The organism is Tsuneonella aeria, assembly GCF_009827495.1.
Taxonomy (GTDB): domain Bacteria; phylum Pseudomonadota; class Alphaproteobacteria; order Sphingomonadales; family Sphingomonadaceae; genus Tsuneonella; species Tsuneonella aeria.
This window is the reverse complement of record NZ_WTZA01000001.1, coordinates 885648-912534: the sequence shown is the minus strand read 5'-3', so window position 1 is coordinate 912534 and position 26887 is coordinate 885648. Positions and strand designations below refer to the sequence as shown.

The window sequence follows — 26887 nt, the reverse complement described above, 5'->3', positions numbered from 1 at the left end:
TTCGGGCTCAGGCGTACTGCTTGGCGAAGCTGTCGAGCGCGGCCCTGGTCTTGTCGGCCACGTCGCCTTCGAACTTCTGCGTGCTGCGGATTTCGTCCAGCACGCCGGCGTGTTCGCTGCGCATGAACGCCAGCATCTGCGCTTCGTAGTCGGTCACCTTGTCCACCGCCACGCTGTCGAGGTAGCCGTTGGTGCCGGCGAAGATCGACACCGTCTGCTCTTCGAACGGCATGGGCGAGAACTGGGCCTGCTTGAGCAGTTCCGTCAGGCGCGCGCCGCGGTTGAGCAGCTTCTGGGTCGAGGCGTCGAGGTCCGAACCGAACTGCGCGAAGGCCGCCATTTCGCGGTACTGCGCCAGCTCCAGCTTGATGGAGCCCGAAACCTTCTTCATCGCCTTGGTCTGCGCGGCACCGCCGACGCGGCTGACCGACAGGCCGACGTTGATCGCCGGACGGATGCCCTGGTAGAACAGGTTGGTTTCAAGGAAGATCTGGCCGTCGGTGATCGAGATCACGTTGGTCGGAATGTAGGCCGACACGTCGCCTGCCTGCGTTTCGATGATCGGCAGCGCGGTCAGCGATCCGCCGCCGTTGGCGTCCGACATCTTCGCCGCACGTTCCAGCAGGCGGCTGTGGAGGTAGAACACGTCGCCCGGATAGGCTTCGCGGCCCGGCGGGCGGCGAAGCAACAGCGACATCTGGCGGTAGGCCACGGCCTGCTTCGAAAGGTCGTCATACACGATCACGGCGTGCATGCCGTTGTCGCGGAAGAATTCACCCATCGCGCAGCCGGTGTAGGGCGCCAGATATTGAAGCGGGGCCGGTTCCGAAGCGGTGGCGGCGACGATGATGGAATATTCCATCGCGCCGTTTTCTTCCAGCGTGCGGACAAGCTGCGCCACGGTCGAGCGCTTCTGCCCGACGGCGACGTAGATGCAGTAAAGCTTCTTGCCTTCGTCCGTGCCGGCGTTGGCCTGCTTCTGGTTGATGAAGGTATCGATCGCCACGGCGGACTTGCCCGTCTGGCGGTCGCCGATGATCAGCTCGCGCTGGCCGCGGCCGATCGGCACCAGCGCGTCGATCGCCTTGAGGCCGGTCTGCACAGGCTCGCTGACCGATTGCCGCGGGATGATGCCCGGTGCCTTCACTTCGACGCGGCGGCGTTCGTCCGAAACGATCGGGCCCTTGCCGTCGATCGGGTTGCCCAGCGCGTCGACCACGCGGCCGAGCAGGCCCTTGCCGACGGGCACGTCCACGATGGTGCCGGTCCGCTTGACGCTGTCGCCTTCCTTGATCTCGGCGTCCGAGCCGAAGATCACCGCGCCGACGTTGTCCGCTTCGAGGTTCAGGGCCATGCCCTGCACGCCGTTGGCGAATTCGACCATCTCGCCCGCCTGGACGCTGTCGAGCCCGTGGATGCGGGCGATGCCGTCACCGACCGAGAGCACCGAACCGACTTCCGAGACTTCCGCCTCGGTGCCGAAGTTGGCGATCTGGTCCTTGATGACCTTGGAGATTTCTGCGGCGCGGATTTCCATGACTGAGCTACCTTCAGAAGACGGGCTTGCGCCCTTAGGCCTTCATGGCCTGAGCAAGAGAGTTGAGACGACTGCGGATCGATCCGTCGATCCGCTTCGATCCGATGGTGACCACGAGACCGCCGAGCAGGTCGGGGTCCACGCTGGTCGAAAGCTTGACCGTGCGACCTTCGCGCGCGGTCAGCTTCTGGCGGAGCTGTTCGATCTGGGCGTCGGTCAGCGCGTGGGCGCTGGTCACTTCGGCGGTCACTTCGCCGCGCTGGGCGGCGGCGATCGTGCGGAATGCCCGGATCATGTCCGTGAGGTGCGACAGGCGTCCGTTGGCGGCCAGCGTGCCGAGGAATTTCTTCGTGAGATCGGACAGGCCGAGCGATCCGGCCACCGCTTCGATCGCAGCGCCCTGAGCACGGCGGCCGATGCGCGGGTTGACGGTCAGACCGCGCAGATCTTCCGATTCGGCATATGCCGACGCCAGCGTTTCGAGATCCGATTCGACGGCGGTGACAGTGCCCGCTTCGCTGGCGAGTTCGAACAGCGCGGACGCATAACGCCCTGCCAGGCTAGCCAGAATACCGGCGGAAATATCCACGCGCGTTGGTCCTCTTGGGTCCGGAAAAACGATCGGTCGCAGCCGCGCCTGCGGAATGGCCGCCCGATGGGCTGCCGGGGCAAGGCTGGCGCGCCCCTATCACCGGCCTTTCCGCGATGCAACCGGGGCGGCAAATCCCAAGGAAAAGCTCGCCAGAATTTGCAAGTTAAAGGTAATGCACGGGCGAAAGCGCGGCGAATCGAATCGTCTTCGCGCGCCGGAAAAGGGGCTGATCGGTTGATTGTGGATAAACTGAAGGTCGCCCTGCGCAAGTCGCGCGCCCGGGGCCGGTTTGTCGGGCCGATCAATGCCCTCAATCGCGCGCACCTCAAGATGAAGGAGGCGAAGGACCGCCGCCTGCGCGATGTCGCGATGGCATCGCTCGACGGATCGCGGCCGGACGATGTCGAGGGCCTGGTCGATTTCGCGATGAACGGGGCGGGCGGCTTTTTCCAGCCGATGCAGAGCCGGGTGGAAATCACCGAGCTGGTGCGCCTGGTCCGCGCGCGCCAGCCGCGCAGCGTGCTGGAGATCGGCACGGCACGCGGCGGGACGCTGTTCCTGCTGACCGAAAGCTCCGCGCCCGGCGCGCATATCGTCAGCCTGGACCTGCCGGGCGGCCGCAATGGCGGCGGGTATCCGGAATGGAAGGCGGAGATCTATCGAAAGTTTCCGCGGGGGGATCGCAGGCTTTCGCTCGTGCGCGGCGATTCGCATCTCGAATCGAGCCGCGATGCGGTGGCAGCGCTCGCGGGACAGGACGGTTTCGATCTCATCATGATCGACGCCGATCATTCATACGACGGGGTGAAGCGGGATTTCGAACTCTACAGCCCGCTGCTCGCGCCCGGCGGCATGATCGTCATGCACGACATCCTGCCCAACCGGTTCGACGCGGAGATCACCGTGGCGCCATTCTGGGCCGAAGTGCAGCGCCGCTACCCCCACACCCGCGAGCTGGTGGAGGACCGCGACCAGGGCGTGTTCGGGATCGGGCTCGTATTCCCTGACGGCGAGCAGGCCGCCGCCACCCGCTGAGATCAGCGCGGCCGGCACTGGCGCACGATCCGCTCGGTGGGCTGCGCAGGCAGCAGGGCCGCGACCGCGGATTGCCGTTCGCCGAGCGTGCGGGCCGCATCGTCCGCCCCGCACGCGGGTGCCTGATATGCGGCGCGCGATTCGCGGGCCTGGCGCATCGCGGCTCGCGACAACGGATACCGGTCGGTCCGGAACGTGCGCGTCCGCGGGTCGAAGCGGTTGATCGAAACGGTGTCTTCCCCGTCCGGCACGAAGAGGCGCGTCCAGGCGCCATCGGCAAAGCCGTATTGCGTCCGGCCGTTGACACAGCCGCCGGGCGCCCATTCGAACGCCAGGTCCACCGGCGGTTCCCCGACCACGCGGCTGCGTTCGGGATCGAGCGTGCAGGTCAGCTTCGCCGCCTCGCCCTCGGTCGATTCCGGACCGTCACCGGAACCCGCCGCATCGTCGCCCTCTTCGCCCGCCAGTATCTCCGAAACGCGGCGATCGATCGCGTCCAGGCCGGGGCGGGTGAACCATATGGCGAGCGCGCCCACCAGGGCCGCCGCCGCGACCGCACCAGCGATCCGCATGGCCTTGCCCCCGTCCTCGCGCGAGCGGAACTGATAGGCGGCAAACCCGGCTGCCGCCGCCAGGAGGATCAGCAGGCCGGCCATGGCCATGGCGTTTTCACGATCCGCAAGGACGGCCATCTCCGCTTCCAGCCGGGCACGTTCGCGCCGTTCGCGCGATGTCTCCGCGCGGCGGGCGAGATCTGCGCGCGCAGCGGCCTGCTCGCTCGCCAGGCGCTCCCGCTCTGCGGCGTCCAGTTGCGCCATGCTGCGGCAGGGGAGGGCGTTGACCGGCACGGGGACCGAAGCCGCGCGCAGGAACGCGGCCAGCTCCCGCCCCGAAACGGCGAACGAAAACTCCGCGTCCCCGCCTTCGTCGGAGGCGGTGCCGAAGCTGTTGACGCCCAGCACCCGGCCGCACGCGTCGAGCAGGGGACCGCCCGAATTACCGCGCGCGATCGCGGCGGTGTGGAGCACTGTGTCGACGTCCCGGCTGGGCCGCGAGCCGGAGACATGGCCGCGGCTCTTCACCGGCGGCTGCGACCGGAACAGGTCCGCGATATCGAGGCCTTGCGCCCGGTCGACGTTCATCGGATAGCCGACAGCCGAAACCTCGTCGCCGTCGGTGGCCGCTATCCCGGACAAGGTGAGCGCCGGCAGCCGGAGGTCTCCCATCAGCTCGAGCAAGGCCAGGTCCTTGGCCGAGTTGACGGCGACGATGCGCGCAAAATCGGCCTCGCCCCCATCGGACGGCACGATGGCGATGCGCGTCGTCGGATCGTTGGCGGCCTCTTCCAGCACATGGGCGTTGGTCACGACGCGGGTGGGGGAGATCGCGAATCCGCTCCCGTGGCTCATGGGATAGATGGTTTCACCGTCCGTGCCGACGATCACCACCCGCACCACCCCGCGCGCCGCGGCGGTGATGTCGGCAGGCTCCGCCAGGGCGGACGCGGAGAGAGCTGTCAGGATCAGCGCCGCCAGCGCCCGGAACATGCGGATCATGGGCCGCTTGTGGCAAGGCGTGACATTGACCGCAAGACGCGGGACGCGCGGGGCAGGCGATACCGCTACCTGTTCAGCCGCACCCCGATCTGGCAACAGGATGACGCGATGGCAGACACTCTCGTTCTCGACGATGACCGGCGCTGGCAGATCGCGCTCGCCAAGGATCGCCGCTACGATGGCGCGTTCGTCACCGGCGTTCATTCCACCGGAATCTATTGCCGGCCGAGCTGCCCGGCGCGCGCGCCTTTGCGGCACAACGTGCGGTTCTACGCCACGCCTGCCGAGGCGGAGGCGGCCGGCTTGCGCGCCTGCCTGCGCTGCACGCCGGACGCGATCGGTCGCGACGACGCCACGGTCATCGCGGCGATCGAGGCGATCAAGGCGAGCGCGGGGCGCCTGTCGCTGGGCGAACTCGCCGCGATGGGCGGATACTCCGCGGCCCATTTCCAGCGGGTGTTCAAGCGCGCGACCGGGCTCTCCCCCGCCGCATATGCCCGCGCCTTGCGCGAGGAACGGGCGCGCGACGCGCTCAGCCGCCAGGGCAGCGTGACGGAGGCGATTTATGGCGCGGGTTACGAGGCGCCGAGCCGGTTCTATGACGACATGAAAGGGAAGATGGGCATGGCACCCAGCGCTTGGGCCGATGGCGGCCGCGGGACGACGATCCACTGGGCTGTCGCGGAGACGTCGCTCGGCCCGATGCTCGTCGCCGCAACGGACAAGGGGGTGTGCCGCCTGTCGTTCGGGGAAGGGCGCGACGCTCTTGCGCGCCGGTTTCCGAAGGCGGCGCTCGTGGAAGGGGGCGACGCGTTCGCGCGCCTTCTCGCCGAGGTGATCGCCACGGTGGAGGCCCCGGGTGATGCGCCCGCAGGCTTTGCCCATATCCCGCTCGACGTGAAGGGCACCGCCTTCCAGGAAGCGTGCTGGAAGGCATTGCGCGCGATACCGCCGGGCGACACGCGCACCTATGCACAGATCGCCGCGGCGGCTGGCAACCCTGCCGCGGTCCGCGCAGCCGGAAGCGCCAACGCGCGCAATAACGTGGCCGTGCTGATACCGTGCCACCGCGTCATCCGCACGGGCGGGAACCTCGGCGGCTACGCCTACGGCCTCGACATCAAGCGGGAATTGCTCAAGCGGGAGACGAAACGATGAACCGGGTGGATACCTTTCGCGCGCTGCACGTGCCCGGCGACCCGCTGGTCCTGTTCAACATCTGGGATGCGGGGACGGCGCGAGTCGTGGCCGAAGCGGGCGCGCAGGCGATCGCGACCGGAAGTTACGGCGTAGCCGAATCGCTCGGCTTCGCGGACGGGGAAACGGTTCCTTTCGAACTGGTGCTGGCGAATCTACGGCGCATCTGTTCGGTGACGGACCTTCCGGTGACGGTCGATCTGGAATCAGGTTACGGCGCGACGCCGGCGGACGTGCAGCGATCCGTGGATGCGGCGCGCGATGCGGGTGCCGCGGGGATCAACATGGAAGACCGGATGCCGGGCGAATCGGCGCTGGTCCCGATCGACGATCAAGCCGAGCGCCTGTCCGCGGCGGCATCCAGCGGCCTGTTCGTCAACGCGCGCTGCGACGTGTTTCGTGGCGGCGACGTCGCGGCGGACGGGGAGAAGCTCGTCACCGCCACGCTGGAGCGTGCCCGCGCCTATGCGGACGCCGGGGCAGGCGGGCTGTTCGTACCGTTCCTGGCCGATCACGGATGCATCGCCGCGATCTGCGAAGGATCGCCCCTGCCGGTCAACGTCCTCTGGTCGCCCGGCTGCGGCCCGCGTGCCACGCTCGCCGCGCTGGGCGTCGCGCGGATCAGTCACGGCCACCAGCCGTGGGCCGCCGCAATGGACATAATGAAGCGCGAGGCCGCGAGCGTATTCGCGGGCGGAGTGCCAGCCTACGCGGCGGGCTAGTCCAGCTTGGGCGTCACCCCCGGCTCGCACTTCTCCATCGCGCGGCGATAGGCGGGCCGCTCCCCGATTCGCTTCAGATAGGCGGCGATATGGGGGAACTGCGAAAGATCGGCGCCGCCGAACATGCGCGCCGTGGTGAGATTGAAGCCCATCATGATGTCCGCCGTGGTGAGGGACCGGCCGCCGAAGAACGGCGCCTCCGCCAGACGGGCTTCGGCAAGTTGCCAGGCCTTCGCCGTCCGGTCCGCCACGAAATCGGGCAGGGGATCCGCGCCCAGCCGCCGCGCCACCAGCCCCATCATGCCGGTCGCCATGAAGGTCGCGTTGGAGAAGTGGAACCAGAGCAGGTGCCCGGCGAAGTCCGCGTCGTCCGGACCCGGAGAATGCCGCGCCTTACCGTATGTGCGGTCGATATATTCACAGATCGCGCCGCTTTCACCCAGCACGAGGTCGCCGTCCGTGATGACGGGCGCGATGCCCATCGGGTGCAGCGCCTTGTACTCATCGGGCGCGAGATTGTTGTCCGACCGGCGGGTGTAGAGCCGGAGATCGTAATCGAGCCCGAGTTCTTCGCACAGCCAGACCACGCGTTCCGACTGCGAGATGCGCAGGTGATGGACCGTCAGCATTTGAACCTACTCCCGTAACCAGCGCCCCCGCGGACGACCGTCAGCTATCATCGTCCTCGTCATCGCGCTTGTCGCCGTCTTTCTTGTTGGTCGGCGCAAGCCGCGCGAGCAGGGGCGCGCGGTCCCCGGCGTTCATCTTCTCGATCAGGCCGCGGAACCGCTCCGCCCGCTTGCCGCTGTGCGGATCGTTGACGATCGGCCCGAGCAACAGCAGCGCTTCCTTGTCGCGGTTTTCCAGCAGCAACTGATGCGCCAGGGTCGTGCGAAGCCCGCCGTCGAACGGGGCGAGGTCATAGGCGCGGTCGAGCGCGATCAGGGCGTCTTCGGGCGGGGTTTCGCCGGCCAGCACGAAGCTGAGGTAATAGCCCATCAACGCCAGGGGCTGGTTCGGATCGGCCCGGTTGGCGGCAACGAAGTTCTCCCGCGCGATCTTATACTGCGCGGGATCGTCCTGCGCCCGCTGCACGGCGATGTTGGCGAGATAGAGGCGCGCGTCGACGGAGGCGGGCTCGATTGCCAGCACCCGTTTTGCGAGCGCTTCGGACTGCGCCAGGTTCTTTGCGTCGAATTCCGCCTCGGTCGCGGCCAGCAGCACCGGCACGCTGTTGGGATATCGGGCCACCAGTTCGCGCGCCGGGGCCACCAGGCTTGCGGCGCGCCGTTCGGTCACGCCCCGCGTGCTGCTGATGTGCAGCTTCATCCGCTCGGCCTCGTCCTCGCGGACCGCGCGCACCCGTACGGCGGGGGGCGTGTAGTTTGCGTAGTTCACGGCGACCGCGCGGACCCGGCCCTTGCGATAGTCCTCGAGGTCCCGCTGCAGCTTGTCGAGATCGCCGAACGCCTTTTCGGCGGCCACGAGGTTCGCCTCGCCCGCGTTGATGCGGCGGAGGTAATCGGCAAGCTGGCCCTTGCGCGTCGGTTCGAAGCTCAGATAGCTCACCGCCATCCAGCCATAGGCATACTGCTTCATCACCATGGTGCCGTCGTTGCCCTTCAAGGGCGGATCGAACAGCTTGCGGACATCGATGCTGAGGTATTTCAGGGCGTCCGCGCGGTGGGTCGGCGCCTCGCCCAGGTTGAACCCGTTATCTGTCAGGTTCAGCGTGCCGAAAAGCTCTGCAAACCCTTCGACATACCAGAACGGGTATGCCGCGGCGGCGTTCTGGAACATGAAATAGTGCGTATATTCGTGGAACAGCACTTTCGCGGGGTCGATATCCCGCTGTTCGCTGCGCGTGCCGGGTGTCCGTTCGCGATCGGGCCGCAGCGGCACGAAGGCGACCGAACGCCCCGCGCGCGGGATGAAGAAGCCCGCAACCCCGCTGTTGGCCGCGCTGTGCAGTTCCGCGATGTCGCTTGTGCGGCCGAACTGATAGACCGTGAGCTTCACGGCATCCGGCACTTCCTTGCTGGCGGTGGATACGCCGCCGAACATTCGCAAGGCATTGTCCAGTCGTTCGAGACTGGCTGCCAGCGTCTGCGCGTCTTTTTCCGACCCGGCGGAATAGACGATGAAGTGATCCGACTTCGCTTCGAACCACTTGTCCGCGGCGTGCGCCGGCGCGGCGACGACGGCAAACGCCGCCGCCAGAGCGAAAACATACTTCTTCATGATTGCAACCCCAGTCCCCAGTAACAGGGCGAAGTTTGCATAAGCGCCGGCTGTTGTGAAGGCCCTTACACGAAGCTGTAGGGATCGATGTCGATCGACACGCGCACCCCTTGCGGGAAGCGCAGCGGCGCCAGCCAGTCGCGGATCACGTCCTGCACCTGGGCGCTGCGGCGGGCGTTGAGCAGCAGGCGGTACCGATACCGGCCGCGCAGCAGGTTGAGCGGTGCGGGCGCGGGCCCCAGAATCGCCACGTCGGGCACCTGGGGCCGCGTGCCGCCGATCAGGTTCGCCGCCTCGCGCGCCTCGGCATCGTCCTCGCTCGAGACGATGATCGCCGCCCAGCGTCCGAAGGGCGGGGCACCGGCGTGGCGGCGCGCCTCCGTCTCGGCGGCGTAAAAGGCATCGCGGTCGCCGGCTGCCAGCGCCTCGATCACCGGCGCGGCGGGGTGCCGGGTCTGGATGAGCACCTCGCCTGGCTTGGAACCCCGGCCCGCGCGCCCGGCGACCTGGGCCACTTGCTGGTATGTCCGTTCCGCCGCGCGCAAGTCGCCGCCTTCGAGGCCGAGGTCCGCATCGACCACGCCCACCAGGGTCAGTTCCGGAAAATGGAAGCCTTTCGTGACCAGCTGCGTGCCGACGATCACGTCGATCGCGCCGCCTTCGGCCTGGGCGACGAAATCGGCGGCCTTTTCGGGCGAGTTGATCGTGTCGCTGGTGACGACGGCGACGCGCGCTTGGGGGAACAGGTCGCGGACCTCGTCGGCAATCCGCTCCACCCCCGGGCCGCACGCGACCAGGCAGTCGAGCTCGCCGCATTCCGGGCAGGCGGGGGGCGGCGGCGTCTCGTGCCCGCAATGGTGGCAGGCGAGCCGGCGCGACAGCCGGTGCTCCACCAGCCAGGCGGTGCAGTTGGGGCACTGGAACCGGAACCCGCAGTTGCGGCACAGGGTGAGGGGGGCATAGCCGCGGCGGTTGAGGAACAGCAGCGACTGTTCGCCGCGCGCCAGCCTTTCCTCCATGCCCGCCACCAGCCGCGGCGCCAGCCAGCGGCCGCGGCCGGGCGCCTCTTCCGTCAGGTCGACGGTGTCGATCGCGGGGAGGCGCGCGCCGCCGTAACGGTCCTCCAGCACCAGCCGGCGATAGATCCCGCTTTCGGCCATCTGCAGGCTTTCCAGCGCCGGCGTCGCGCTGGCGAGGATCACCGGGATCGCTTCGAACCGCGCACGCATCACGGCAACGTCGCGCGCGTTGTAACGGACGCCTTCGTCCTGCTTGAAGCTGATCTCGTGCGCTTCATCGACCACGATCAGGCCGAGATCGGCATAGGGCAGGAACAGGGCGGATCGCGCGCCGACGATCACCTGCGCCCCCCCATCCGCCGCGCCCGCCGCGATGGCGCGCCATGCCCTGCGGCGCTCGGTCGATTTCAGGCTCGAATGCCAGACGATGGGCGGCACGCCGAAGCGGTCCTCGAACCGCCGGAGGAAGGCCTCTGTCAAGGCGATCTCGGGCAGGAGGACGAGCGTCTGGCGGCCCATTTCGAGCGCGGCGGCAACCGCCTCGAGATAGCATTCGGTCTTGCCCGATCCCGTCACCCCGTCGAGCAGGAACGGTTCGAACCGCCGCGCGCGGACGGCATCGACGAAAGTGTCTGCGACCTCCGCCTGCGCGGGCGAGAGTTGCGGCGCCGCGAAATCGGCCCGCGCCGGCGGGTAGGGTCGGTCGCAATCGACCTGCACCGCCTCCAGCACGCCCTGGTTGACCAGCCCGCGCAGCACGCCTTCGCTCACGCCGGCGAATCCCGCCAGTTCGCGGATGGTCGCCTGTTCGCCTTCCAGCGCGTCGATCGCCGCCTGCCGCTGCGGGGTCATGCGTTCGGGCGCGCCGCCCGACAGGCGGTATTCGGTTATCGTCGCCGGACCACGCAGCGCGCCGCCGCTCGCCAGAACCATGCGCGCGACGGAGGCGAGCGACGCGCAGTAGTAATCGGCGGTCCATTCGATCAGCCGGCGCAGCTCCGCCTTCAGCGGCGGGACGGGCAGGACGGCAAGCAGCGGCCGCAGTTTCGCGTCCGGAACCTCGCTGGTGGGGAGCCGTTCCGATTCCCAGACGATCCCGACGATCTGCCTGGGCCCCAGAGGCGCGACGACGACCGACCCGGGCGCGACGTGCATCCCATCCGGAACGCGGTAGTCGAGCGGGCCAAGCGCGGCGTTGAAGATCAGCAGTCGGGCGCGGTTCATGTGTTCCTGCCCATATGGGCGCGGCCGGGGTGGTGCGGCAAGGTGAGGACTGGAAGAATGACTGAGACGACGACCATCCCGACTATTTTTCACCGCCGCGGCTTCCTGGCCGGGCTGGGCGTGGCCAGCGGCGCGCTGATGCTGCCCGCCTGTGCCGGCCCTTATGGCGGCGGGTTCAGTTTCACCGACGCGATCGCGCGCCTGCTGTTCATCTCTACCGGCCGCGCATTCGACCGGATGACTGCGCCGGGCGGGTTCTGGGACCAGCAGGTCGCCGCCTTGGGGTTCGAGCATTTCCTGGGCGCCCGCGGCGGGACGCTCGGCCGCATCCTCACCTCGGGCCTGTTCAAGGACCGGCTGGCGCGCGCGCTGGCGCCGGTCGCCTTCGAAGCGGCGGACCGCGCGGCGCCGGTGGTGGCCGACACCATTCGCGTCGTCGGTTTCCAGAATGCGATCGACCTCGTGCGCGGCGGACCGACCTCGGCGACCAGCTATCTGCGCCAGGAGATGGGCACGCGCCTGATCGACGCGATGCTGCCGGGCGTCGGACAAGGGCTGCGCGTGGCGAGCGATCCCCTGGTGGGCGAAGCGCTCGCGGCGCTTTCGGGCGTGGACATTCCGCAAGTCGCGCGCACGTTCAGCGCCCGCGTCGACGACGTCATCTGGACGGAGATCGGGCGGGAGGAAGCGCTCATCCGCGCGGATCCTGCCAGCACGCGCGATCCGCTGATCATCGGCGTGTTCGGCGGGGCCCGCGCGCTCTAGCCGCCGCCCGCCCCCGCCGCTAAGGCTCCCGGTGAATCGCATTCCCGGGAGCCTTGCCGCGCCATGAAGTTCTTCGCCGACACCGCCGAAATCGCCGACATCCGCGAGCTCAACGAAGCCGGGCTGCTCGACGGCGTGACGACCAACCCCTCGCTGATCGCCAAGTCCGGGCGCGATTTCATGGAGGTCACGCGCGAAATCTGCGCGATCGTCGACGGGCCGGTAAGCGCGGAAGTCGTGGCGCTCGACCACGAGACGATGATGCGCGAGGCCGAGGTGCTGCGGAAAATCGCGGACAATGTCTGCATCAAGGTGCCGCTGACGATCGACGGCCTCAAGACCTGTCGGGCGCTCACGGGCGACGGCACGATGGTCAATGTCACGCTGTGCTTCTCCGCCAACCAGGCGCTGCTGGCGGGCAAGGCGGGCGCGACGTTCGTGTCGCCTTTCGTGGGACGGCACGATGACAACGGCTATGACGGGATGGAACTGATCCGCGACATCCGCCTGATCTACGACAATTACGACTTCGGCACCGAGATCCTCGTCGCCAGCGTCCGCCACGTCGTGCACGTGCTGGAAGCCGCGCGCATCGGCGCGGACGTGATGACCGCGCCGCCCAAGGTCATCACGGCGCTCGCGAACCACGTCCTCACCGACAAGGGCCTTGAAGGCTTCTCGTCCGACTGGGCGAAGACCGGGCAAAGCATCCTCGGCTGAGCGTGGCGGATGAAACGCCTCTCGACCGCTTCAAGCACGCGCTGACCGGGGCGAGCCGCGCCCTGGCGCACGAGCCGGAGGTGGAGGTGGCGTGGAGCGCGGATGCACCGGCGGCGCGGGGCAAGAACTTTCGTGTCCCGCTGCCCGGCCGCACCCTTCCGCCTGACCAGGCGCGCGAGGCGCGCGGCTTCGCGGACAGTTTCGCCCTGCGCCTGCGTTATCACGACGAGGCGCTGCACATGCGCGCGATGCCGCCGGAACCCACCGCGCGCGCGTGTTACGACATGGTGGAGCAAGTGCGGTACGAGGCGCTGGGCGGCGAAGGCTACAGCGGCATCCGCGCGAACCTCGATGCCGCGACCAGCGTCCGCACCGCCGCCGACCCCATCGCCCGCGCATCGCGGACCGAAGACGTGCCGGTCGCGACCGCGCTCGGCCTGATCCTGCGCGAGAAGCTGACCGGCCAGCCCGTCCCCGAACGCGCGGCCGCGGGGGTGGGCATGTTGCGCGGCTGGATCGAGGAGCGCGCCGGCGGCGACTTCGATGCGCTGGCCCGCTCGCTCGACGACCAGAAGGCGTTCCAGGGCCTGACGCTGGACTTGCTGCGGCACCTCGACCTCACCCTGCCCGAAGATACCGACCAGCCCTCCGACGACGGCGACGAGGGGGAGGAACCGGAGGGCGAGGACCAGGACGAAGGCGAGGACGAGAACGAGGGCGAGGGGCAATCTCCCTCGACCGAGATGGCGGGCGAGCTGACCGAGGGCGACGACGCGGGCGAATCCGACACCGACATGCGCTCCGACGAGGAGGCCGCCGATGGCGAACCGGGCGACGAGGGGGAGGAAGGGATGATGCCCGTCCGCCCCAACCGCCCGTGGACCGACATACCCGACGGCTTCGACTACAAGCCATGGACCACGCGCTTCGACGAAGTGGTCGAGGCGCCGGAACTGTGCGATCCGGAAGAACTCGACCGCCTGCGCGCCTATCTCGACAGCCAGCTCACCGGCCTGCAGGGCGTCGTCACGCGGCTCGCCAACCGGCTGCAGCGGCGGCTGATGGCGCAGCAGAACCGCAGCTGGGATTTCGACCAGGAGGAAGGCCTGCTGGATGCCGCGCGCCTCGCCCGCGTGGTCATCAGCCCGGGCCACTCGCTCAGTTACAAGATCGAACGCGACATCGAGTTCAAGGACACGGTCGTCACCCTGTTGATCGACAATTCGGGATCGATGCGCGGACGGCCGATTTCCATCGCCGCGATCAGCGCCGATATTCTCGGCCGCACGCTGGAGCGGGTGGGGGTCAAGACCGAGGTGCTGGGCTTCACCACCCGCGCATGGAAGGGCGGGCAGAGCCGGGAGGCCTGGCTGTCCGAAGGCAAGCCCGCGCAACCCGGCCGTCTCAACGACCTGCGCCACATCGTCTACAAGCGCGCGGACGAGCCGTGGCGCCGTGCCCGCCGCAACCTCGGCCTGATGATGCGCGAAGGGCTGCTGAAGGAGAACATCGACGGCGAGGCGCTGCTGTGGGCGCACGAGCGCCTGCTCGCCCGGCCGGAGGATCGCCGCATCCTGATGGTCATCTCCGACGGCGCGCCGGTCGACGACAGCACGCTGTCCGTCAACAGCGCGGGTTATCTCGAACAGCACCTGCGCAAGGTGATCGACTGGATCGAGAAGCAATCCCCGGTCCAGCTCGCCGCGATCGGCATCGGGCACGACGTGACCCGATATTACCGGCGATCGGTGACGATCATGGATGTCGAGCAGCTCGGCGGGACGATCACGGAGCAATTGGCTGAACTGTTCGAGGTCGATTGATGAACGTCACCGAAGCCGTAAGCAGCCGCCGCTCGATCCGCGCCTTTCTCGACACGCCGGTCGATCGCGATGTGCTGGAACGGGTGCTGACGATGGCCCAGCGCGCCCCATCGGGCGGCAATACCCAACCGTGGCATGGCGTCGTTCTGACGGGAGAGCCGCTCGCCAGGCTGATTTCCCGGGTGGCGGACGATCTGCCGAAGGGGACGGCAGCGCACGCGCCGGAATACGACATCTATCCCAAGGGCCTTGACGGAGCATACGAGAGCCGGCGGCGCGGGGTGGGCGAGGATATGTACGCCTCGCTCGCCATCCCGCGCGAGGACAGGATGGCCCGCCTGATGTGGTTCGCCCGCAACTTCCAGGCATTCGGCGCGCCGGTGCTGATGCTGGTCCACACGCCCCGGTACATGGGGCCGCCGCAATGGTCGGATGTCGGCATGTGGCTGCAGACGATCATGCTGCTCCTTCGCGGCGAAGGGCTCGACAGCTGTCCGCAGGAAGCCTGGGCGATATATAGTCGGCAGATCCGCGAGGTCGTGGCCATTCCCGATGATCACATCTTCTTCTGCGGCCTCGCGATCGGGCACCGCGATCCGGATGCCGTGGTGAACAGCTTCCCCGTCGCCCGCGCGCCCCTGGAGGAAGCGGTGCGCTGGGAGGGGTGGCAGTAGCAGCTTCGTCCGGCGATCCCGGCTTGCGCTGGAATGACGGTGGGATGTAGGCCGCCCGCGATGACCGATCTCACGCTGTTCAACTCGCTGACCCGCAGCATCGAACCATTCGCGCCCGTCCACGCCGGAGAAGCGCGGGTCTATACCTGCGGCCCGACGGTCTACAACTATCCCCACATCGGCAACATGCGCGCTTATGTGTTCGCCGACGTGCTGGGGCGGGTGCTGGCGTACAAGGGATACACGCTCACCCACGTGATCAACATCACCGACGTGGGCCATCTCACCGACGATGCCGACGCGGGGGAGGACAAGCTGGAGAAGGCGGCCGCGGCCGGCACCCGGTCGATCTGGGACATCGCACGCCATTACACCCAGGCCTTCCAGGCCGACGTGCGCGCGCTCAACATCCGCGAACCGGCGCAGTGGACGGTCGCCACCGACTACGTGCCCCACATGATCGATTTTGCGAAGGGGATCGCGGACAGGCACTGCTACGAACTCGACAGCGGGCTTTACTTCGACGTCTCCACCGTGGCCGATTACGGTCGCCTCGCCCGCGCCCACACGGACGAAGGGGAAGGCCGGATCGAAGCGGTCGCCGGCAAGCGGAACGCCGCCGATTTCGCCATCTGGCGCAAGACCCCGCCGGGCGAGACGCGCCAGATGGAATGGGATTCGCCGTGGGGGCGGGGCGCGCCGGGCTGGCACCTGGAATGCAGCGTGATGAGCGGGGAAGTCCTCGGCTTCCCGTTCGACATTCACACCGGCGGCATCGACCACCGCGAGATTCACCACCCTAACGAGATCGCGCAGAACCAGGCGCATTGCTGCACCGGTGGGCTGGACGACGCGGCCAACTCGGGCGCGCGGATCTGGATGCACAACAACTTCCTGGTAGAGCGCCGAAAGGACGGCGCCGGCGGGAAGATGAGCAAGTCGGCGGGCGAGTTCCTGCGGCTGCAACTGCTGATCGATCGGGGCTACCACCCGCTCGCTTACCGCATGATGTGCCTCCAGGCGCATTACCGCAGCGAACTGGAATTCAGCTGGGATGGCCTAGCCGCGGCGCTCACCCGGCTGAAGCGCATCAACCTGGCGATCCTGCGCCAGTCGGAAATCTACAGCGAAAGCTACGCCGCCCCGGTGGCCGCGCCGGGTAGTCGCGAGCCCGCGCCGCCCCCTCTGCCGCCCCCGCCGCCGGCCCGGCACGATATGATCGCGGCGGCGCTGACGAACCCGAAGCTGCGCGAACTGGCGGACCGGTTCGACACGGCCCTGTCGGACGATCTCAACACGCCCATGGCTCTGACCGTGTTCGAAGAAACGCTTGCCGCGAAGAAAGTCCCGGCGGACGAGAGAGCGCTGCTGGCGATGAGCATGCTGTTTCCGCTCGGCCTGACCATTCTCGCGCGCGAGGAACTGCGGATCAGACCGCGCGATGCGGCGATCGATGAGGCCGCGGTCGAGGACATGCTTGCCCGCCGCAAGGATGCCCGCGCCCGGCAGGACTTCGCCGCATCCGACGCCATCCGCGACGAACTGGCCGCGGCCGGGGTCGAGGTCATGGACGGCGACGCGCTCGGTTGGGAGTGGGCGCTCGGTTGAGGCGGGGCGCTCGGCAGGTCGGATTACCGGGGAACGCGTGGAGCGAATACGCACGGGCGCTTCGCATTGGAGCTTGGCTCAAGCTGCTGTTTGCCACTGGTCGGGACGAGAGGATTCGAACCTCCGACCCCCACACCCCCAGTGTGATGCGCTACCAGGCTGCGCTACGTCCCGAGACCAGTGGAGCGCGCGCCTATAGGTTGGGCGCATCGGCATGGCAAGCTGCCGTTTGCCCGCGAATATACGCGACCTTGGCCGGTCGATTGCCCTTGCGCGGGGATGCTGCTAGGCGCGCGGCCATTGTCGGACATGAGGGGCCCACCCACATCTCCGGCGCGCCATTTCGATCGAACGGATCAGACTACGATGCTCGACATTCTCGCCGCCACGACGACGGCGGCCGCGCCCCCGGCCTGGATAAGCTGGCTGCCGATTGTCGGCATGATCGCGATCTTCTGGTTCCTGCTCATCCGCCCGCAGATGCGCCAGCAGAAGGCCCACCGCGAGAAGATCGGCGGTCTGAAGCGGGGCGACCAGGTGGTCACCGCCGGTGGCCTGGTCGGCAAAGTGCTCAAGGTGGACGAACACTACGTCGATCTGGAACTGGGACAAGGCGTCAAGGTGAAGGCGGTCAAGCAAACCATCGGCGACGTTATCCCGCCTGCCGGCACCGCAGCGAACGATTGATTCTTCGCTTTTTCTGCCTTCCCGCGACTCTCTAGGGACGCTTCTCATCGATGCTTGATTTCCCGCGCTGGAAGAAGATTTGGCTCTGGGGCCTGATCCTCCTCACCTCTCTTGCCGCCCTCCCTTCGGTCGTCTCGCTGGCCGGGGCGCGCTGGCCGCAAAGCCTGCCCGATCCCTCGATCAACCTCGGTCTGGACCTTGCCGGCGGCAGCCACATCCTGCTGGAGGCCGACGGCCGGCAGGTCGCGACGCAGCGCCTGGAAACCATGGAAGAATCGGTTCGCACCGCCATGCGGCAGGCCGACCCGGCCATCCGCATCGGCGACGTTTCGACCCAGGGCGGACGGCTCAGCTTCATGGTCGACAGCGCCAGCGATGTCGATCGGGCGCGCGAGCTCCTTCTGCCGCTCGTCAATGGTAACGGGCTGCGGCGCGAATGGACCTTGTCGGTGGTGGACGAAACGCGTTTCGTCCTGGTGCCGACCAAGGAAGGTATCGATGCCGCGCTCAACCAGGCGATGGACAGCGCGAAAGACGTGATCGATCGGCGCATCAACGCCATCGGCACTCTGGAGCCGACGATCATCCGGCAGGGCGACACGCGCATCGTGGTCCAGGCGCCCGGGCAGCAGGATCCCGAAGCGCTGAAGGCACTGATCGGGCAGACCGCCAAGCTGGAATTCAAGCTGGTGGACCAGAACGCCTTGCCCAGCGACGTCCAGGCAGGCATCGCGCCGGCGGGCAGCGAGATATTCCCGTACGTCGAAGGGGCGCCCGGCACCGGCCAGAATATCGCCGTTCGCCGTCTTGGCGGGATCAAGGGCGACAGCCTGGTCAACGCCCAGGCGACGGTAAACCCGGAGACGAACGAGAACGTCGTCACGATCCAGTTCGACCAGCAGGGCGCGGCGAAGTTCGCCCGGCTGACGACGGAGAACGTGAATCGGCCATTCGCGATCATCCTCGACAACAAGGTCCTGAGCGCGCCCAACATCAACGAGCCGATCCGCGGCGGCACGGCGCAGATTTCCGGCAGCTTCACGGCGGAAAGCGCCAACCAGCTCGCCATCGCGCTTCGATCGGGCGCGCTACCGGTGGACCTGAAGGTGATCGAGGAGCGCACCGTCGGGCCCGATCTCGGCGCGGATTCGATCCGGGCCGGTATGGTCGCGATGGGTATCGGCACCGGGCTGGTGCTGCTGATCATGCTCGTGACCTACGGGCGATTCGGTTTTTATGCCGACGTCGCGCTGGTGCTCAACGTGCTGATGATCCTCGGGATCATGGCAATGATGAACACCACGCTTACTCTCCCGGGTATCGCCGGATTCGTGCTGACGATCGGTGCCGCGGTGGACGCCAACGTGCTGATCAACGAACGCATCCGCGAGGAACGTCGACGCGGGCGCAAGGTCGTGCAGTCGGTGGAAATGGGCTACAAGGAAGCCAGCCGCGCGATCTTCGATGCCAACATCACCAATGTCATCGCAGCGGTGCTGCTGTTCCTGTTCGGTCAGGGCCCGGTGAAGGGCTTCGCCGTCGTGCTTGTCATCGGCGTGGTCACTTCGGTGTTCACTGCCGTCACCATCACCCGCATGTGGGTCGCCGGCTGGCTGCGCCGCGCCCGGCCGACCGACCTGCACGTCTGACCAGGGACGAAACCGATGAAACTCCTGAAGCTCGTCCCCGACAATACCAACATCAATTTCCTGAAATGGCGCGTGCCTTTCTACGTGGTCAGCATTTTCCTGATCATTGCGAGCTGGGGACTGGTGGCAACCAAGGGTCTGAACCTGGGTGTCGACTTCGTCGGCGGCCAGATGATCCGAGTCACCTTCGTGGGCCAGCCGGAAGCACCGGTCGCCTCCATGCGCGACGAGATCCAGGAGCTGGGCTACGGAGAACCGATCATCCAGCGGTTCGGCGCGCCCAACGAAGCGTCGATCCGCATGAAGCTGCCCGAAGGGTCCGAAGAGCAACCCGATCTGGCCAACACAATGGCGAACCGGATCACGAAGGCGATCCAGGCAGCCCATCCGGAGGCGCGGATCGACGGGGTCGACTCGGTGTCCGGCAAGGTGTCGGGCGAACTTTTCCAGACGGGGCTTCTGTCCCTTGCCCTCGCCATGCTCGGGATCTCGATCTACATCTGGGTGCGGTTCGAATGGCAGTTTGGTGTAGGCGCGCTATTCGCGCTCATTCACGACGTTTCGCTGACGATGGGCCTGTTCGCGCTCACCCAGATGGAATTCGACCTCAACATCGTTGCGGCGATCCTGACGATCATCGGCTATTCGCTGAACGACACGATCGTGATCTACGACCGTATCCGTGAAAACATGAAAAAGTATCGGCGTATGCCGCTGCCGGAGCTTCTGAACCTCTCGGTGAACGAAACACTGGCGCGCACCGTGATGACTTCGCTCACGCTGCTGATCGCGCTCATTCCGCTGCTGTTCCTGGGGCCGAGCAGCCTGTTCGGCCTGACGGCGGCAATCACCATGGGTATCTTCGTGGGCACCTACAGCTCCACCTACATGGCGGCGCCGTTGCTGATCTGGTTCGGGGTCAAGTCCGACAGCTTCGTGCCGTCCGATGAAGGCCCGAACCAGGCCGAGCGGATCGCCCGCGGCGAAGGCTGACGTTCAGCCGGCGAGGCGGGTGTAATGCGCAGCCAGCGCCGCGGCGTTGGCCTGCCAGCTGAACCCGTCCGCCAGTGCAGCGACCGCCTCTGGCCGCGGCGGGTCGGCAAGCAGTTCCCGCACGCCCGCCGCGATCGCGTGCGGATACCGGGCGACGATCCGCCCGGCTTCGTGCGAGACGACCACTTCCCGTGCGCCGCCAGTGTCGCAGATCACCAGGGGGGTGCCGCATGCCAGCGCCTCCACCCACGCATTGGCGAGCCCTTCGCGCGCGGAAGGCAGCACCATCGCATCCGCCGCGGACAGGATGAGCGGCAGCAGGTCATGATCGACATTGCCGAGGAAATGCACGCGGTCCGCCGCCCCGCGCGCGCGCGCCTGTGTGCGAAGCCGTGATTCTTCGGGGCCATGGCCGACCAGCAGCAGGACAGTGTCGGGGGGAAGCCCCTCCAGCGCGTCGATCACCAGATCCTGCCCCTTGATCGGGATCAGGGCCCCCACCGAAACGAGCACAGGTGCCGAAGCCGGTAGTTCGATCCCGAGTTCACGGCCAAGCCGGCGGCGAAGTTGCGGGTGATGCAGGGGGCGGAAGCGGTCGCGGTCGAGCCCGGTGCGGTGCACGGTGATCCTGTGCCCGGGGAACCCCAGATCGCTCATGTCGCGGGCGAGCGCTTGCGAAACGGCGAGCAGGCCGGTTGCCTGCTCTGCTGCGGCCAGCATCTGCGCGAGAGCCCATGGCTTCCCGCCCCAATAGTGAATGTCCGATCCGCGCGCCTTGATCGAAAGCGGGAGTCCCAGGGCTTTCGCGACTTCCGCGGCGGCGGGGCCATCGGGATAGAAGAACTGGGCGTCGACCAGATCGAACGGCGCCTCGCCATGCAGGCGGCGGACGAGCGGCAATATGGCGCGCGCGATGCGGGCCGGATTGTTCCGTGCGCCGAAGGTCGGGATGAGTCGGAAGGGGGGGCGATAGACCTCCACCTTGCGCTCCACCGCATCAACCGTGGCAGCCTTCAGCGCGCGATATCGGCCGAGTGCCATCGGGGGGAGGCCGATCGGGTTGACCACGGTCACATGCCAGTCGCCCAGCGCGGCGAGCGCCTCCATGCTGCGGGCGACAAACGCGCCGAAGCGCGGCGCGGCGGGATTGGGATAGAGAGTGGAGATCGAGAGAACGCGGCGCATCGCCGTCACAGGCGCCGCACAAGCATTTCGGCAACGGCGATCCAGGCCGGATCGTCGATCACCTGCTGCTTCTGCCCGGCGCCCACCGGCAGCACGCCAACCTTGCCGGCCCGCCGGTCGATCAGCCGGCCGAACGCGAAGCGGCCGCCCTTTCGCGGCACCAGCACGTCGCGGTTCACCGCCCTTGCCGCATCCTCCGGCGCGATTTGCCGCAACCAGAGCTGGTCTCCGGCACGGTATTCGCCCGCGCTGGCTTCCACCGACAGCACGACGCGTATGCCGTCTCCGCCCAGTTCGGTGGGCACAATTGCATCTCGGGGTGAGGGAAGAGGGTGCGGCCCATCGGCTGCGAGAGTCGCGACAACCTGGGCCGGCGCATTCGACTCCGACCGGACGAGCGTTTCGGGATCGACGCCCAGCGCGGCGGCAATCCGGTCCATCCAGCGAAGCGAGAGGTTGCGCATGCCGGTTTCGAGCCGGCCGATGGTTTGTGCCGTGGTCGGCGGGGAGCAAGCCCCGGCGAGGTCCGCCAATGTCATGCCCTTGCTTCGGCGGATGTCGCGGATACGGTTGATCACCGCATTCTCCTAACCAGATCGGTTTTCCGCTTTCCTACATGCGTTCCGTTTTGGCAAGCGCATCCGTCAGCCAGGAGAGCACCATTGAAACGCGAACTCGCCGAACGCGAACTCACCGTCGAAGGCCCCGTGCGGTCGGGACCGGCCCGGGCGAAGCGGCGCACAGTCACCGTCAATCTCGCCGAATCGCCGGTCGCATGGCTTCATGCCCGCGGGCATCTGTGCGACCGCCTGTTCGCTGCCGGCGAACGGCTGCGCGCCGACTATGAACGGGCAAACCTTGCGCCGCGCGTGACAATGCTGTGGGAGCCTGTGCGGGTTCGCACGACGGGGGATACCGGCCTGACCCCTGGCGAGCGGCAGCTTGCCGCCAAGCAGCGGTTCGATGGCGCCCTCGCCGCGGCTGGAGCAGGCCTGGCCGATATCCTCTGGCGGGTGGTCTGCGCCGGAGAGACGCTGCCTCACGCGGAACGCGCGATGGAATGGCCGGCGCGCAGCGGCAAGCTGGTGCTCCGCCTTGCGCTTGCGCGCGTCGCCGATTTCTACCGGATTACCTGAGGCCGGTGCGGTCGGCCCGATCGCTCGCGGCCAAGCTGCGTCCCACCCGCACAGTCTGCACTATGAAAATACCGATCAGCAACGTCGCGAGCGCGCCGAACACGATATCGAACAGGTTGAACCCGGCAATGCGGCCAAAGTCGGGGCCGAGCACGCCCATCGTCACCGTCAGCGCGATCAGGATCAGCCGCAGTTCGGTCGGTCCGGCGCCCATGTGGGACAGGGGAAACTCGCCGGCCACTTTCGCCAGCAAGAACGTGTGCACGGCCAGCAGCAGATAGGCCACCACGGCGAACAGCGCGATCTCCACCTGGAGATAGGGACTGATCCCCAGGCCACCCAGGATCAGCAGCGCGGCGAACCCGTCGCAACTGTGGTCGATGAAATACCCGAAACGCGGCCGCTCGATGTGGCGATAGCGCGCGATCGTTCCGTCGAGCGAATCGCCGAACCAGTGGATCGGGTAACCCGCGACTGCCAGGATCAGCCAGGCCGGATGCAGGGTGCTGAGGGCGTATCCGGCACCGATGGCGAGGGCTGCCAGCATCGCCAGCGCCGTCAGCCCGTCAGGCGTGACGCTGGCCGGAAGCCGCGCGCACAGCCACGCGAGCAGGCGCTTCTCGCCGACTGCCAGCACATTGCGCTGGATACGCCGCGGGGTCTGTAACGGGACTGTCATGCGGCTGCATTGCGCTTGCGACGCGGGTCCGCAAGCGAATTCCGGTCAGCCCTCCGCCTGTTCAGCCAGGACGAGCCAGCGTTCCTCGGCCGCATCGCGTTCCGCCCGGGCGGTTTCGATCCCTTTCATCACGCTGGCGAAGCGCGCCGGATCGCGGGCATAGAGGTCGGGGTCGGCCAGGATGTCTTCGCCCTTGGCGATTGCCCTGTCGAGTTCCTCTATCCGGGCGGGAAGCAATTCGAGATCGCGCTGGTCCTTGTAGGTCAGTCGCGGCGCCCGCGAAGGAGCGGGTGGGGTGGGCGGGGCGGGCGCGGAGCGGTCGCCCACCATCTTGGCGGAACCGGCCTTTGCCGCATTGCCGGCCGCCGCCTTGCGCCGTGCCGCCCAATCTTCGTACCCGCCCGCAACCACGTCCACCCGTCCGCTGCCGTCGAGGCCCAGGGTGACCGTGACCGTGCGGTCGAGGAAGTCGCGATCGTGGCTGACGATCAGCACCGTGCCGTCATAATCCGCGATCACTTCCTGCAGCAGGTCCAGCGTTTCGAGATCAAGGTCGTTGGTCGGTTCGTCCAGCACCAGCAGGTTCGAACGCCGGGCAAATTCGCGCGCCAGCAGCAGGCGGCTGCGCTCTCCGCCGGAAAGGGTACCGACCTTGGCATCGACGATGGCGGGATCGAACAGGAATTCCTTGAGGTAACCCTGCACGTGCTTGCGGGCGTCGCCGACGTCGATCCAGTCCCCGCCTTCGGCCAGCACCTCCCGCACGGTTTTCTCCGGCGCCATCAGGCTGCGTTGCTGGTCGATCACGATCCCGGTCAATTTCTGCGAAATGGTGACCGTGCCGCTGTCCGGAGCGAGCGTCCCTGTGAGCAGCCGCAAAAGCGTTGTCTTGCCCGCCCCGTTTGAGCCGACCACGCCGATCCGGTCGCCCCGCTGAATGCGCAAAGAGAATTCTCTTATGATGCGCCGGTCGCCGAAAGACTTGCTGATATTCTCGGCAACGATGACCGACTTGCTCTTGAATTCTCCTTCGTTTGCAAGCTGCAGTTTGGCGGTGCCGGCCGGGTTGATCATCGCGGCGCGGGCCGCGCGCATCTGGTGGAGTTTTTCCAGCCGGCCCTGGTTGCGCTTGCGGCGGGCGGTCACGCCGCGTTCCAGCCAGTGCGCCTCGATCTTCAGCTTGGCGTCCATCCGTTCGGCGTTGCGGGCCTCTTCGGCATAGACCTGTTCCTCCCAGGCCTCGTACCCGCCGAAGCCGACGTCCTTGCGGCGCATCGATCCGCGGTCGAGCCACAGGGTCGCGCTGGTCAGGCGCTTCAGGAACGTGCGGTCGTGGCTGATGACGACGAATGCGCCGGTGAAGCGCTTCAGCCAGTCTTCCAGCCAGTCGATCGCCGCGAGGTCAAGGTGGTTGGTCGGCTCGTCCATCAGCAGCAGGTCAGGGTCCTGCGCCAGGGCGCGGGCGATCGCCGCCCGTCTCCGTTCCCCGCCGCTGGCACCGGCCGTGGCCGTTTCCATGTCGATGCCAAGCTGCCCGGCGATCGCCTCCACCTCGTGCCGCGCCGGCGCATGGCCGCCCGCCAGCGCCCAGTCCAGCAAGGTGGCGTGGCCGGTGAGGTCCGGCTCCTGCTCCAGCAGCACGATACGCGTGCCGGGCTTGACCTTGCGGACGCCGCGATCCGCCTCGATCTGCCCGTCGATCAGGCGGAACAGCGTGGTCTTGCCCGCGCCGTTGCGGCCGATCAGCGCGATCCGGTCGCGCGGTCCGATATGCAGGTCGAGGTCCTGGAACAGCCAGCGGCCGCCCTGTTGCAGGCCGAGCCCTTCCCAGCTCAAGATCGGAGGTTGCGCCATAGGGCGCGGCCGATAGCGGCGCGGCGCTGGCGGAACAACCGCGAACGGCGGATGTTCACCGGTGCGTAAGCGCCGACCCGGCAATCCCAGGCGCAGTCATAACGAGGAGCACATTCCGCATGAACCGTCAGTCACTCGCCATCGCCGCCGCCGCCGCTTCTGCCGCTGTCGCCGTTCCCGCCGCCGCTTCGGGCGCGGAGGTGCAGGTGACGTCGCAGGGCCCGCTGGTCGAACTCTCGGTGACGGAAACGGTGAAGGCGCGGCCCGATATCGCCGAAGTGAGCGCGGGTGTGACGACGCAGGCCCCCACCGCGGTGGAGGCGATGCGTGCCAACGCGCAGGCGATGGACAAGGTCGTCCAGCGGATACGGGCGCTTGGCATCGCGGCCGACGATGTGCAGACCACCGGCATCAACCTTGGCGCGCAGTACGATTATGACCAGACGGCGCAGCGGCAGGTGTTCCGCGGATACCAGGCATCGAACCGCGTCAGCGTGACCCTGCGCGATGTGAAGCGGACCGGCCCGGTCCTCGACGCGCTGGTCGCCGCCGGGGCAACCGACATCGGCGGCCCCAGTTTCTCGATCGACGATGACAGCGCGCCGCGCGCGCAGGCCCGCAAGGCCGCGTTCGACCGGGCCCAGGCCCAGGCCACCGAATACGCGCGCTGGGCGGGCTACACTGGCGTGCGCCTGCTTTCGATCAGCGAGAACGTCAGCCCCGTGCGGCCCATGCCCTACGAGCGCGCGATGGTGGCATCGCAGATGGATGCCAAGGCCACCCCGGTGGAGCCTGGCCTGGTGGGAACGACGGTCAATGTCGCGGTCACGTTCGAAATGACACGCTGAACGGCGCGGCGCGCCGGCATTCACGGGTTGTTCAATGCGGGGCGGCTAGGCACTCTTTCCTCATGAAAGCCATCGTCGCCTCGCTCATCGCCGCCGCGCTCGTCATTCCGGGTGCGCCGGCGCTCGCCCAGCGCAACGAACAGGGCGCCGCGCGCAAGGAAATGCGGGCTGGCAACGTGCTGCCGTTGCGCGAGATCGAAGGGCGGATCCTGCCGCAGATGCGCGGCAGCGAATACCTCGGCCCCGCCTACGATGCGACCGCCATGGCCTATCGCCTGAAGTTCATCCGCGAAGGGCGGGTGACCTATGTCGACGTCGACGCGCGCACCGGCCGGGTGCTGAACGTATCGCGCTGATCGCGGGCGTCCCCGAGCCCTGCGGAAACCGCTGGCTCGGTTGACGCGTTGACCTGTTGCGCCCACATCCTGCGCGACAACTCAACAGGGACCACTCGCCCATGCGCCTACTGATCGTCGAGGACGAGCCGACCCTCGGCAAGCAGCTCAAATCCACGCTGGAGCAGACCGGCTATGCCGTCGATCTCGCCACCGATGGCGAAGATGGGCACTTCATGGGCTCGACCGAGGAATACGATGCCGTGATCCTCGATCTCGGGCTGCCGGAGATCGATGGCCTCACCGTGCTCGGCATGTGGCGCAAGGAGGGGCGCAAGTTCCCGGTGCTTGTGCTGACCGCGCGCGACAGCTGGTCCGACAAGGTCGCCGGGCTCGATGCCGGCGCCGACGATTACCTTGCAAAGCCGTTCCAGACGGAGGAGCTGATTGCCCGCCTGCGCGCCCTGATCCGCCGGGCGAGCGGCAACACCTCGAGCGAGCTGACCGCGGGCCCCGTCCGCCTCGACACCCGTTCGGGCCGCGTCACCCTGTCGGGGGAGCCGGTGAAGCTGACCGCACAGGAATACAAGCTGCTGAGCTACCTGATGCACCACAAGGGCAAGGTCGTCAGCCGCACCGAACTGATCGAACATATCTACGATCAGGATTTCGACCGTGATTCCAACACGATCGAGGTTTTCGTCACCCGCATTCGCAAGAAGCTGGGTGCAGATGTCATAACGACCATCCGTGGCCTCGGTTACAGCCTCGACGATCCCGACGAACAGCCCCGCGCCAACTGACGCCG

Annotated in this window: 25 protein-coding genes and 1 tRNA gene; 15 read left to right on the top strand and 11 right to left on the bottom strand. The window is 67.5% G+C overall.

Translation table 11 applies throughout. The features are described from left to right. Positions 1 to 7: 7 nt before the first annotated feature. Both atpA and GRI40_RS04410 read right to left on the bottom strand, forming a co-directional pair. Positions 8 to 1537 carry a F0F1 ATP synthase subunit alpha gene (atpA, locus tag GRI40_RS04415; protein ID WP_160610224.1) on the bottom strand — a complete coding sequence of 510 codons (1530 nt, stop codon included), beginning with the start codon at positions 1535 to 1537 and terminating at the stop codon, positions 8 to 10. A gap of 34 nt (positions 1538 to 1571) precedes the next feature. Then, positions 1572 to 2126: a F0F1 ATP synthase subunit delta gene (locus tag GRI40_RS04410; RefSeq protein ID WP_160610223.1), complete on the bottom strand. Its 555-nt coding sequence runs from the start codon at positions 2124 to 2126 to the stop codon at positions 1572 to 1574. A gap of 243 nt (positions 2127 to 2369) precedes the next feature. Here GRI40_RS04410 and GRI40_RS04405 point away from each other — a divergent pair, with 243 nt between their 5' ends. Beyond that, positions 2370 to 3164 (top strand): O-methyltransferase, encoded by a 795-nt coding sequence (locus GRI40_RS04405; RefSeq protein WP_337190544.1) that lies wholly within the window; start codon positions 2370 to 2372, stop codon positions 3162 to 3164. A gap of 2 nt (positions 3165 to 3166) precedes the next feature. Here GRI40_RS04405 and GRI40_RS04400 read toward each other — a convergent pair whose 3' ends face one another. After that, complete coding sequence (locus GRI40_RS04400; protein WP_160610221.1) at positions 3167 to 4720, bottom strand: S1 family peptidase; 1554 nt, start codon at positions 4718 to 4720, stop codon at positions 3167 to 3169. A 108-nt stretch (positions 4721 to 4828) separates the two neighbouring features. On the opposite strand from GRI40_RS04400, the gene GRI40_RS04395 reads away from it, so the two are divergent. Then, complete coding sequence (locus GRI40_RS04395; protein ID WP_160610220.1) at positions 4829 to 5878, top strand: bifunctional transcriptional activator/DNA repair enzyme AdaA; 1050 nt, start codon at positions 4829 to 4831, stop codon at positions 5876 to 5878. Continuing rightward, the gene (locus GRI40_RS04390) at positions 5875 to 6639 is read left to right on the top strand and encodes an isocitrate lyase/PEP mutase family protein (protein ID WP_160610219.1); all 765 of its coding nucleotides are present in this window, start codon (positions 5875 to 5877) and stop codon (positions 6637 to 6639) included. The genes GRI40_RS04395 and GRI40_RS04390 overlap by 4 nt, the downstream gene beginning before the upstream one ends. Here GRI40_RS04390 and GRI40_RS04385 read toward each other — a convergent pair. The 3 genes from GRI40_RS04385 to GRI40_RS04375 all read right to left on the bottom strand — a co-directional run bounded on the left by GRI40_RS04385 (position 6636) and on the right by GRI40_RS04375 (position 11123). Next, positions 6636 to 7268 carry a glutathione S-transferase family protein gene (locus GRI40_RS04385; protein WP_160610218.1) on the bottom strand — a complete coding sequence of 211 codons (633 nt, stop codon included), beginning with the start codon at positions 7266 to 7268 and terminating at the stop codon, positions 6636 to 6638. The two genes, GRI40_RS04390 and GRI40_RS04385, sit on opposite strands and share 4 nt — an antisense overlap. Before the next feature lie 40 nt (positions 7269 to 7308). Then, complete coding sequence (locus tag GRI40_RS04380) at positions 7309 to 8880, bottom strand: hypothetical protein (protein WP_160610217.1); 1572 nt, start codon at positions 8878 to 8880, stop codon at positions 7309 to 7311. A gap of 65 nt (positions 8881 to 8945) precedes the next feature. Next, on the bottom strand, positions 8946 to 11123 hold the full coding sequence (locus GRI40_RS04375; protein WP_160610216.1) for a primosomal protein N': 2178 nt from the start codon (positions 11121 to 11123) through the stop codon (positions 8946 to 8948). 57 nt (positions 11124 to 11180) lie between these two features. On the opposite strand from GRI40_RS04375, the gene GRI40_RS04370 reads away from it, so the two are divergent. The 5 genes from GRI40_RS04370 to cysS all read left to right on the top strand — a co-directional run bounded on the left by GRI40_RS04370 (position 11181) and on the right by cysS (position 16713). Next, a complete protein-coding gene (locus GRI40_RS04370; RefSeq protein WP_160610215.1) occupies positions 11181 to 11888 on the top strand; it encodes a DUF4197 domain-containing protein in 708 nt (235 codons plus the stop codon). 63 nt (positions 11889 to 11951) lie between these two features. Further along, entirely contained in the window at positions 11952 to 12608 is a 657-nt protein-coding gene (gene fsa / locus GRI40_RS04365) for a fructose-6-phosphate aldolase (RefSeq protein ID WP_160610214.1), read from the top strand. A gap of 2 nt (positions 12609 to 12610) precedes the next feature. Continuing rightward, the gene (cobT, locus tag GRI40_RS04360; RefSeq protein WP_160610213.1) at positions 12611 to 14431 is read left to right on the top strand and encodes a cobaltochelatase subunit CobT; all 1821 of its coding nucleotides are present in this window, start codon (positions 12611 to 12613) and stop codon (positions 14429 to 14431) included. Then, positions 14431 to 15105 (top strand): nitroreductase, encoded by a 675-nt coding sequence (locus GRI40_RS04355; RefSeq protein WP_160610212.1) that lies wholly within the window; start codon positions 14431 to 14433, stop codon positions 15103 to 15105. Before cobT ends, GRI40_RS04355 begins: the two co-directional genes overlap by 1 nt. Positions 15106 to 15165: 60 nt before the next feature. Continuing rightward, entirely contained in the window at positions 15166 to 16713 is a 1548-nt protein-coding gene (cysS, locus tag GRI40_RS04350) for a cysteine--tRNA ligase (RefSeq protein ID WP_160610211.1), read from the top strand. 97 nt (positions 16714 to 16810) lie between these two features. On the opposite strand, the gene GRI40_RS04345 is transcribed toward cysS, so the two are convergent. After that, a tRNA-Pro gene (locus GRI40_RS04345) sits at positions 16811 to 16887 on the bottom strand. A gap of 192 nt (positions 16888 to 17079) precedes the next feature. On the opposite strand from GRI40_RS04345, the gene yajC reads away from it, so the two are divergent. The 3 genes from yajC to secF are packed head-to-tail and all read left to right on the top strand — an operon-like array spanning position 17080 to position 20042. Beyond that, positions 17080 to 17400 (top strand): preprotein translocase subunit YajC, encoded by a 321-nt coding sequence (gene yajC / locus GRI40_RS04340; protein ID WP_160610210.1) that lies wholly within the window; start codon positions 17080 to 17082, stop codon positions 17398 to 17400. Between the two features lie 50 nt (positions 17401 to 17450). Beyond that, positions 17451 to 19049: a protein translocase subunit SecD gene (gene secD / locus GRI40_RS04335; RefSeq protein ID WP_160610209.1), complete on the top strand. Its 1599-nt coding sequence runs from the start codon at positions 17451 to 17453 to the stop codon at positions 19047 to 19049. A gap of 15 nt (positions 19050 to 19064) precedes the next feature. Then, positions 19065 to 20042 carry a protein translocase subunit SecF gene (gene secF, locus GRI40_RS04330; protein WP_160610208.1) on the top strand — a complete coding sequence of 326 codons (978 nt, stop codon included), beginning with the start codon at positions 19065 to 19067 and terminating at the stop codon, positions 20040 to 20042. Positions 20043 to 20045: 3 nt separating this feature from the next. Here the strand turns inward: secF and GRI40_RS04325 are convergent, their stop codons facing one another. Together GRI40_RS04325 and GRI40_RS04320 are read right to left on the bottom strand one after the other, a co-directional pair. Then, on the bottom strand, positions 20046 to 21227 hold the full coding sequence (locus GRI40_RS04325) for a glycosyltransferase (protein ID WP_160610207.1): 1182 nt from the start codon (positions 21225 to 21227) through the stop codon (positions 20046 to 20048). 5 nt (positions 21228 to 21232) lie between these two features. After that, entirely contained in the window at positions 21233 to 21805 is a 573-nt protein-coding gene (locus tag GRI40_RS04320; RefSeq protein WP_160610206.1) for a helix-turn-helix domain-containing protein, read from the bottom strand. An 84-nt stretch (positions 21806 to 21889) separates the two neighbouring features. Here GRI40_RS04320 and GRI40_RS04315 point away from each other — a divergent pair, with 84 nt between their 5' ends. Then, positions 21890 to 22363 carry a DUF6456 domain-containing protein gene (locus GRI40_RS04315; protein WP_160610205.1) on the top strand — a complete coding sequence of 158 codons (474 nt, stop codon included), beginning with the start codon at positions 21890 to 21892 and terminating at the stop codon, positions 22361 to 22363. On the opposite strand, the gene GRI40_RS04310 is transcribed toward GRI40_RS04315, so the two are convergent. Continuing rightward, positions 22356 to 23042 (bottom strand): CDP-alcohol phosphatidyltransferase family protein, encoded by a 687-nt coding sequence (locus tag GRI40_RS04310; protein ID WP_160610204.1) that lies wholly within the window; start codon positions 23040 to 23042, stop codon positions 22356 to 22358. The two genes, GRI40_RS04315 and GRI40_RS04310, sit on opposite strands and share 8 nt — an antisense overlap. A 45-nt stretch (positions 23043 to 23087) precedes the next feature. After that, positions 23088 to 24896, bottom strand: coding sequence for an ABC-F family ATP-binding cassette domain-containing protein (locus tag GRI40_RS04305; protein ID WP_160610203.1), 1809 nt, complete (start codon positions 24894 to 24896; stop codon positions 23088 to 23090). Positions 24897 to 25015: 119 nt separating this feature from the next. Here GRI40_RS04305 and GRI40_RS04300 point away from each other — a divergent pair, with 119 nt between their 5' ends. The 3 genes from GRI40_RS04300 to GRI40_RS04290 all read left to right on the top strand — a co-directional run bounded on the left by GRI40_RS04300 (position 25016) and on the right by GRI40_RS04290 (position 26882). Beyond that, positions 25016 to 25744, top strand: coding sequence for an SIMPL domain-containing protein (locus GRI40_RS04300; RefSeq protein WP_160610202.1), 729 nt, complete (start codon positions 25016 to 25018; stop codon positions 25742 to 25744). Positions 25745 to 25806: 62 nt separating this feature from the next. Further along, positions 25807 to 26100: a PepSY domain-containing protein gene (locus GRI40_RS04295; RefSeq protein WP_160610201.1), complete on the top strand. Its 294-nt coding sequence runs from the start codon at positions 25807 to 25809 to the stop codon at positions 26098 to 26100. Positions 26101 to 26201: 101 nt separating this feature from the next. Further along, positions 26202 to 26882 carry a response regulator transcription factor gene (locus GRI40_RS04290; RefSeq protein WP_160610200.1) on the top strand — a complete coding sequence of 227 codons (681 nt, stop codon included), beginning with the start codon at positions 26202 to 26204 and terminating at the stop codon, positions 26880 to 26882. The last annotated feature ends 5 nt before the right edge of the window (positions 26883 to 26887 follow it).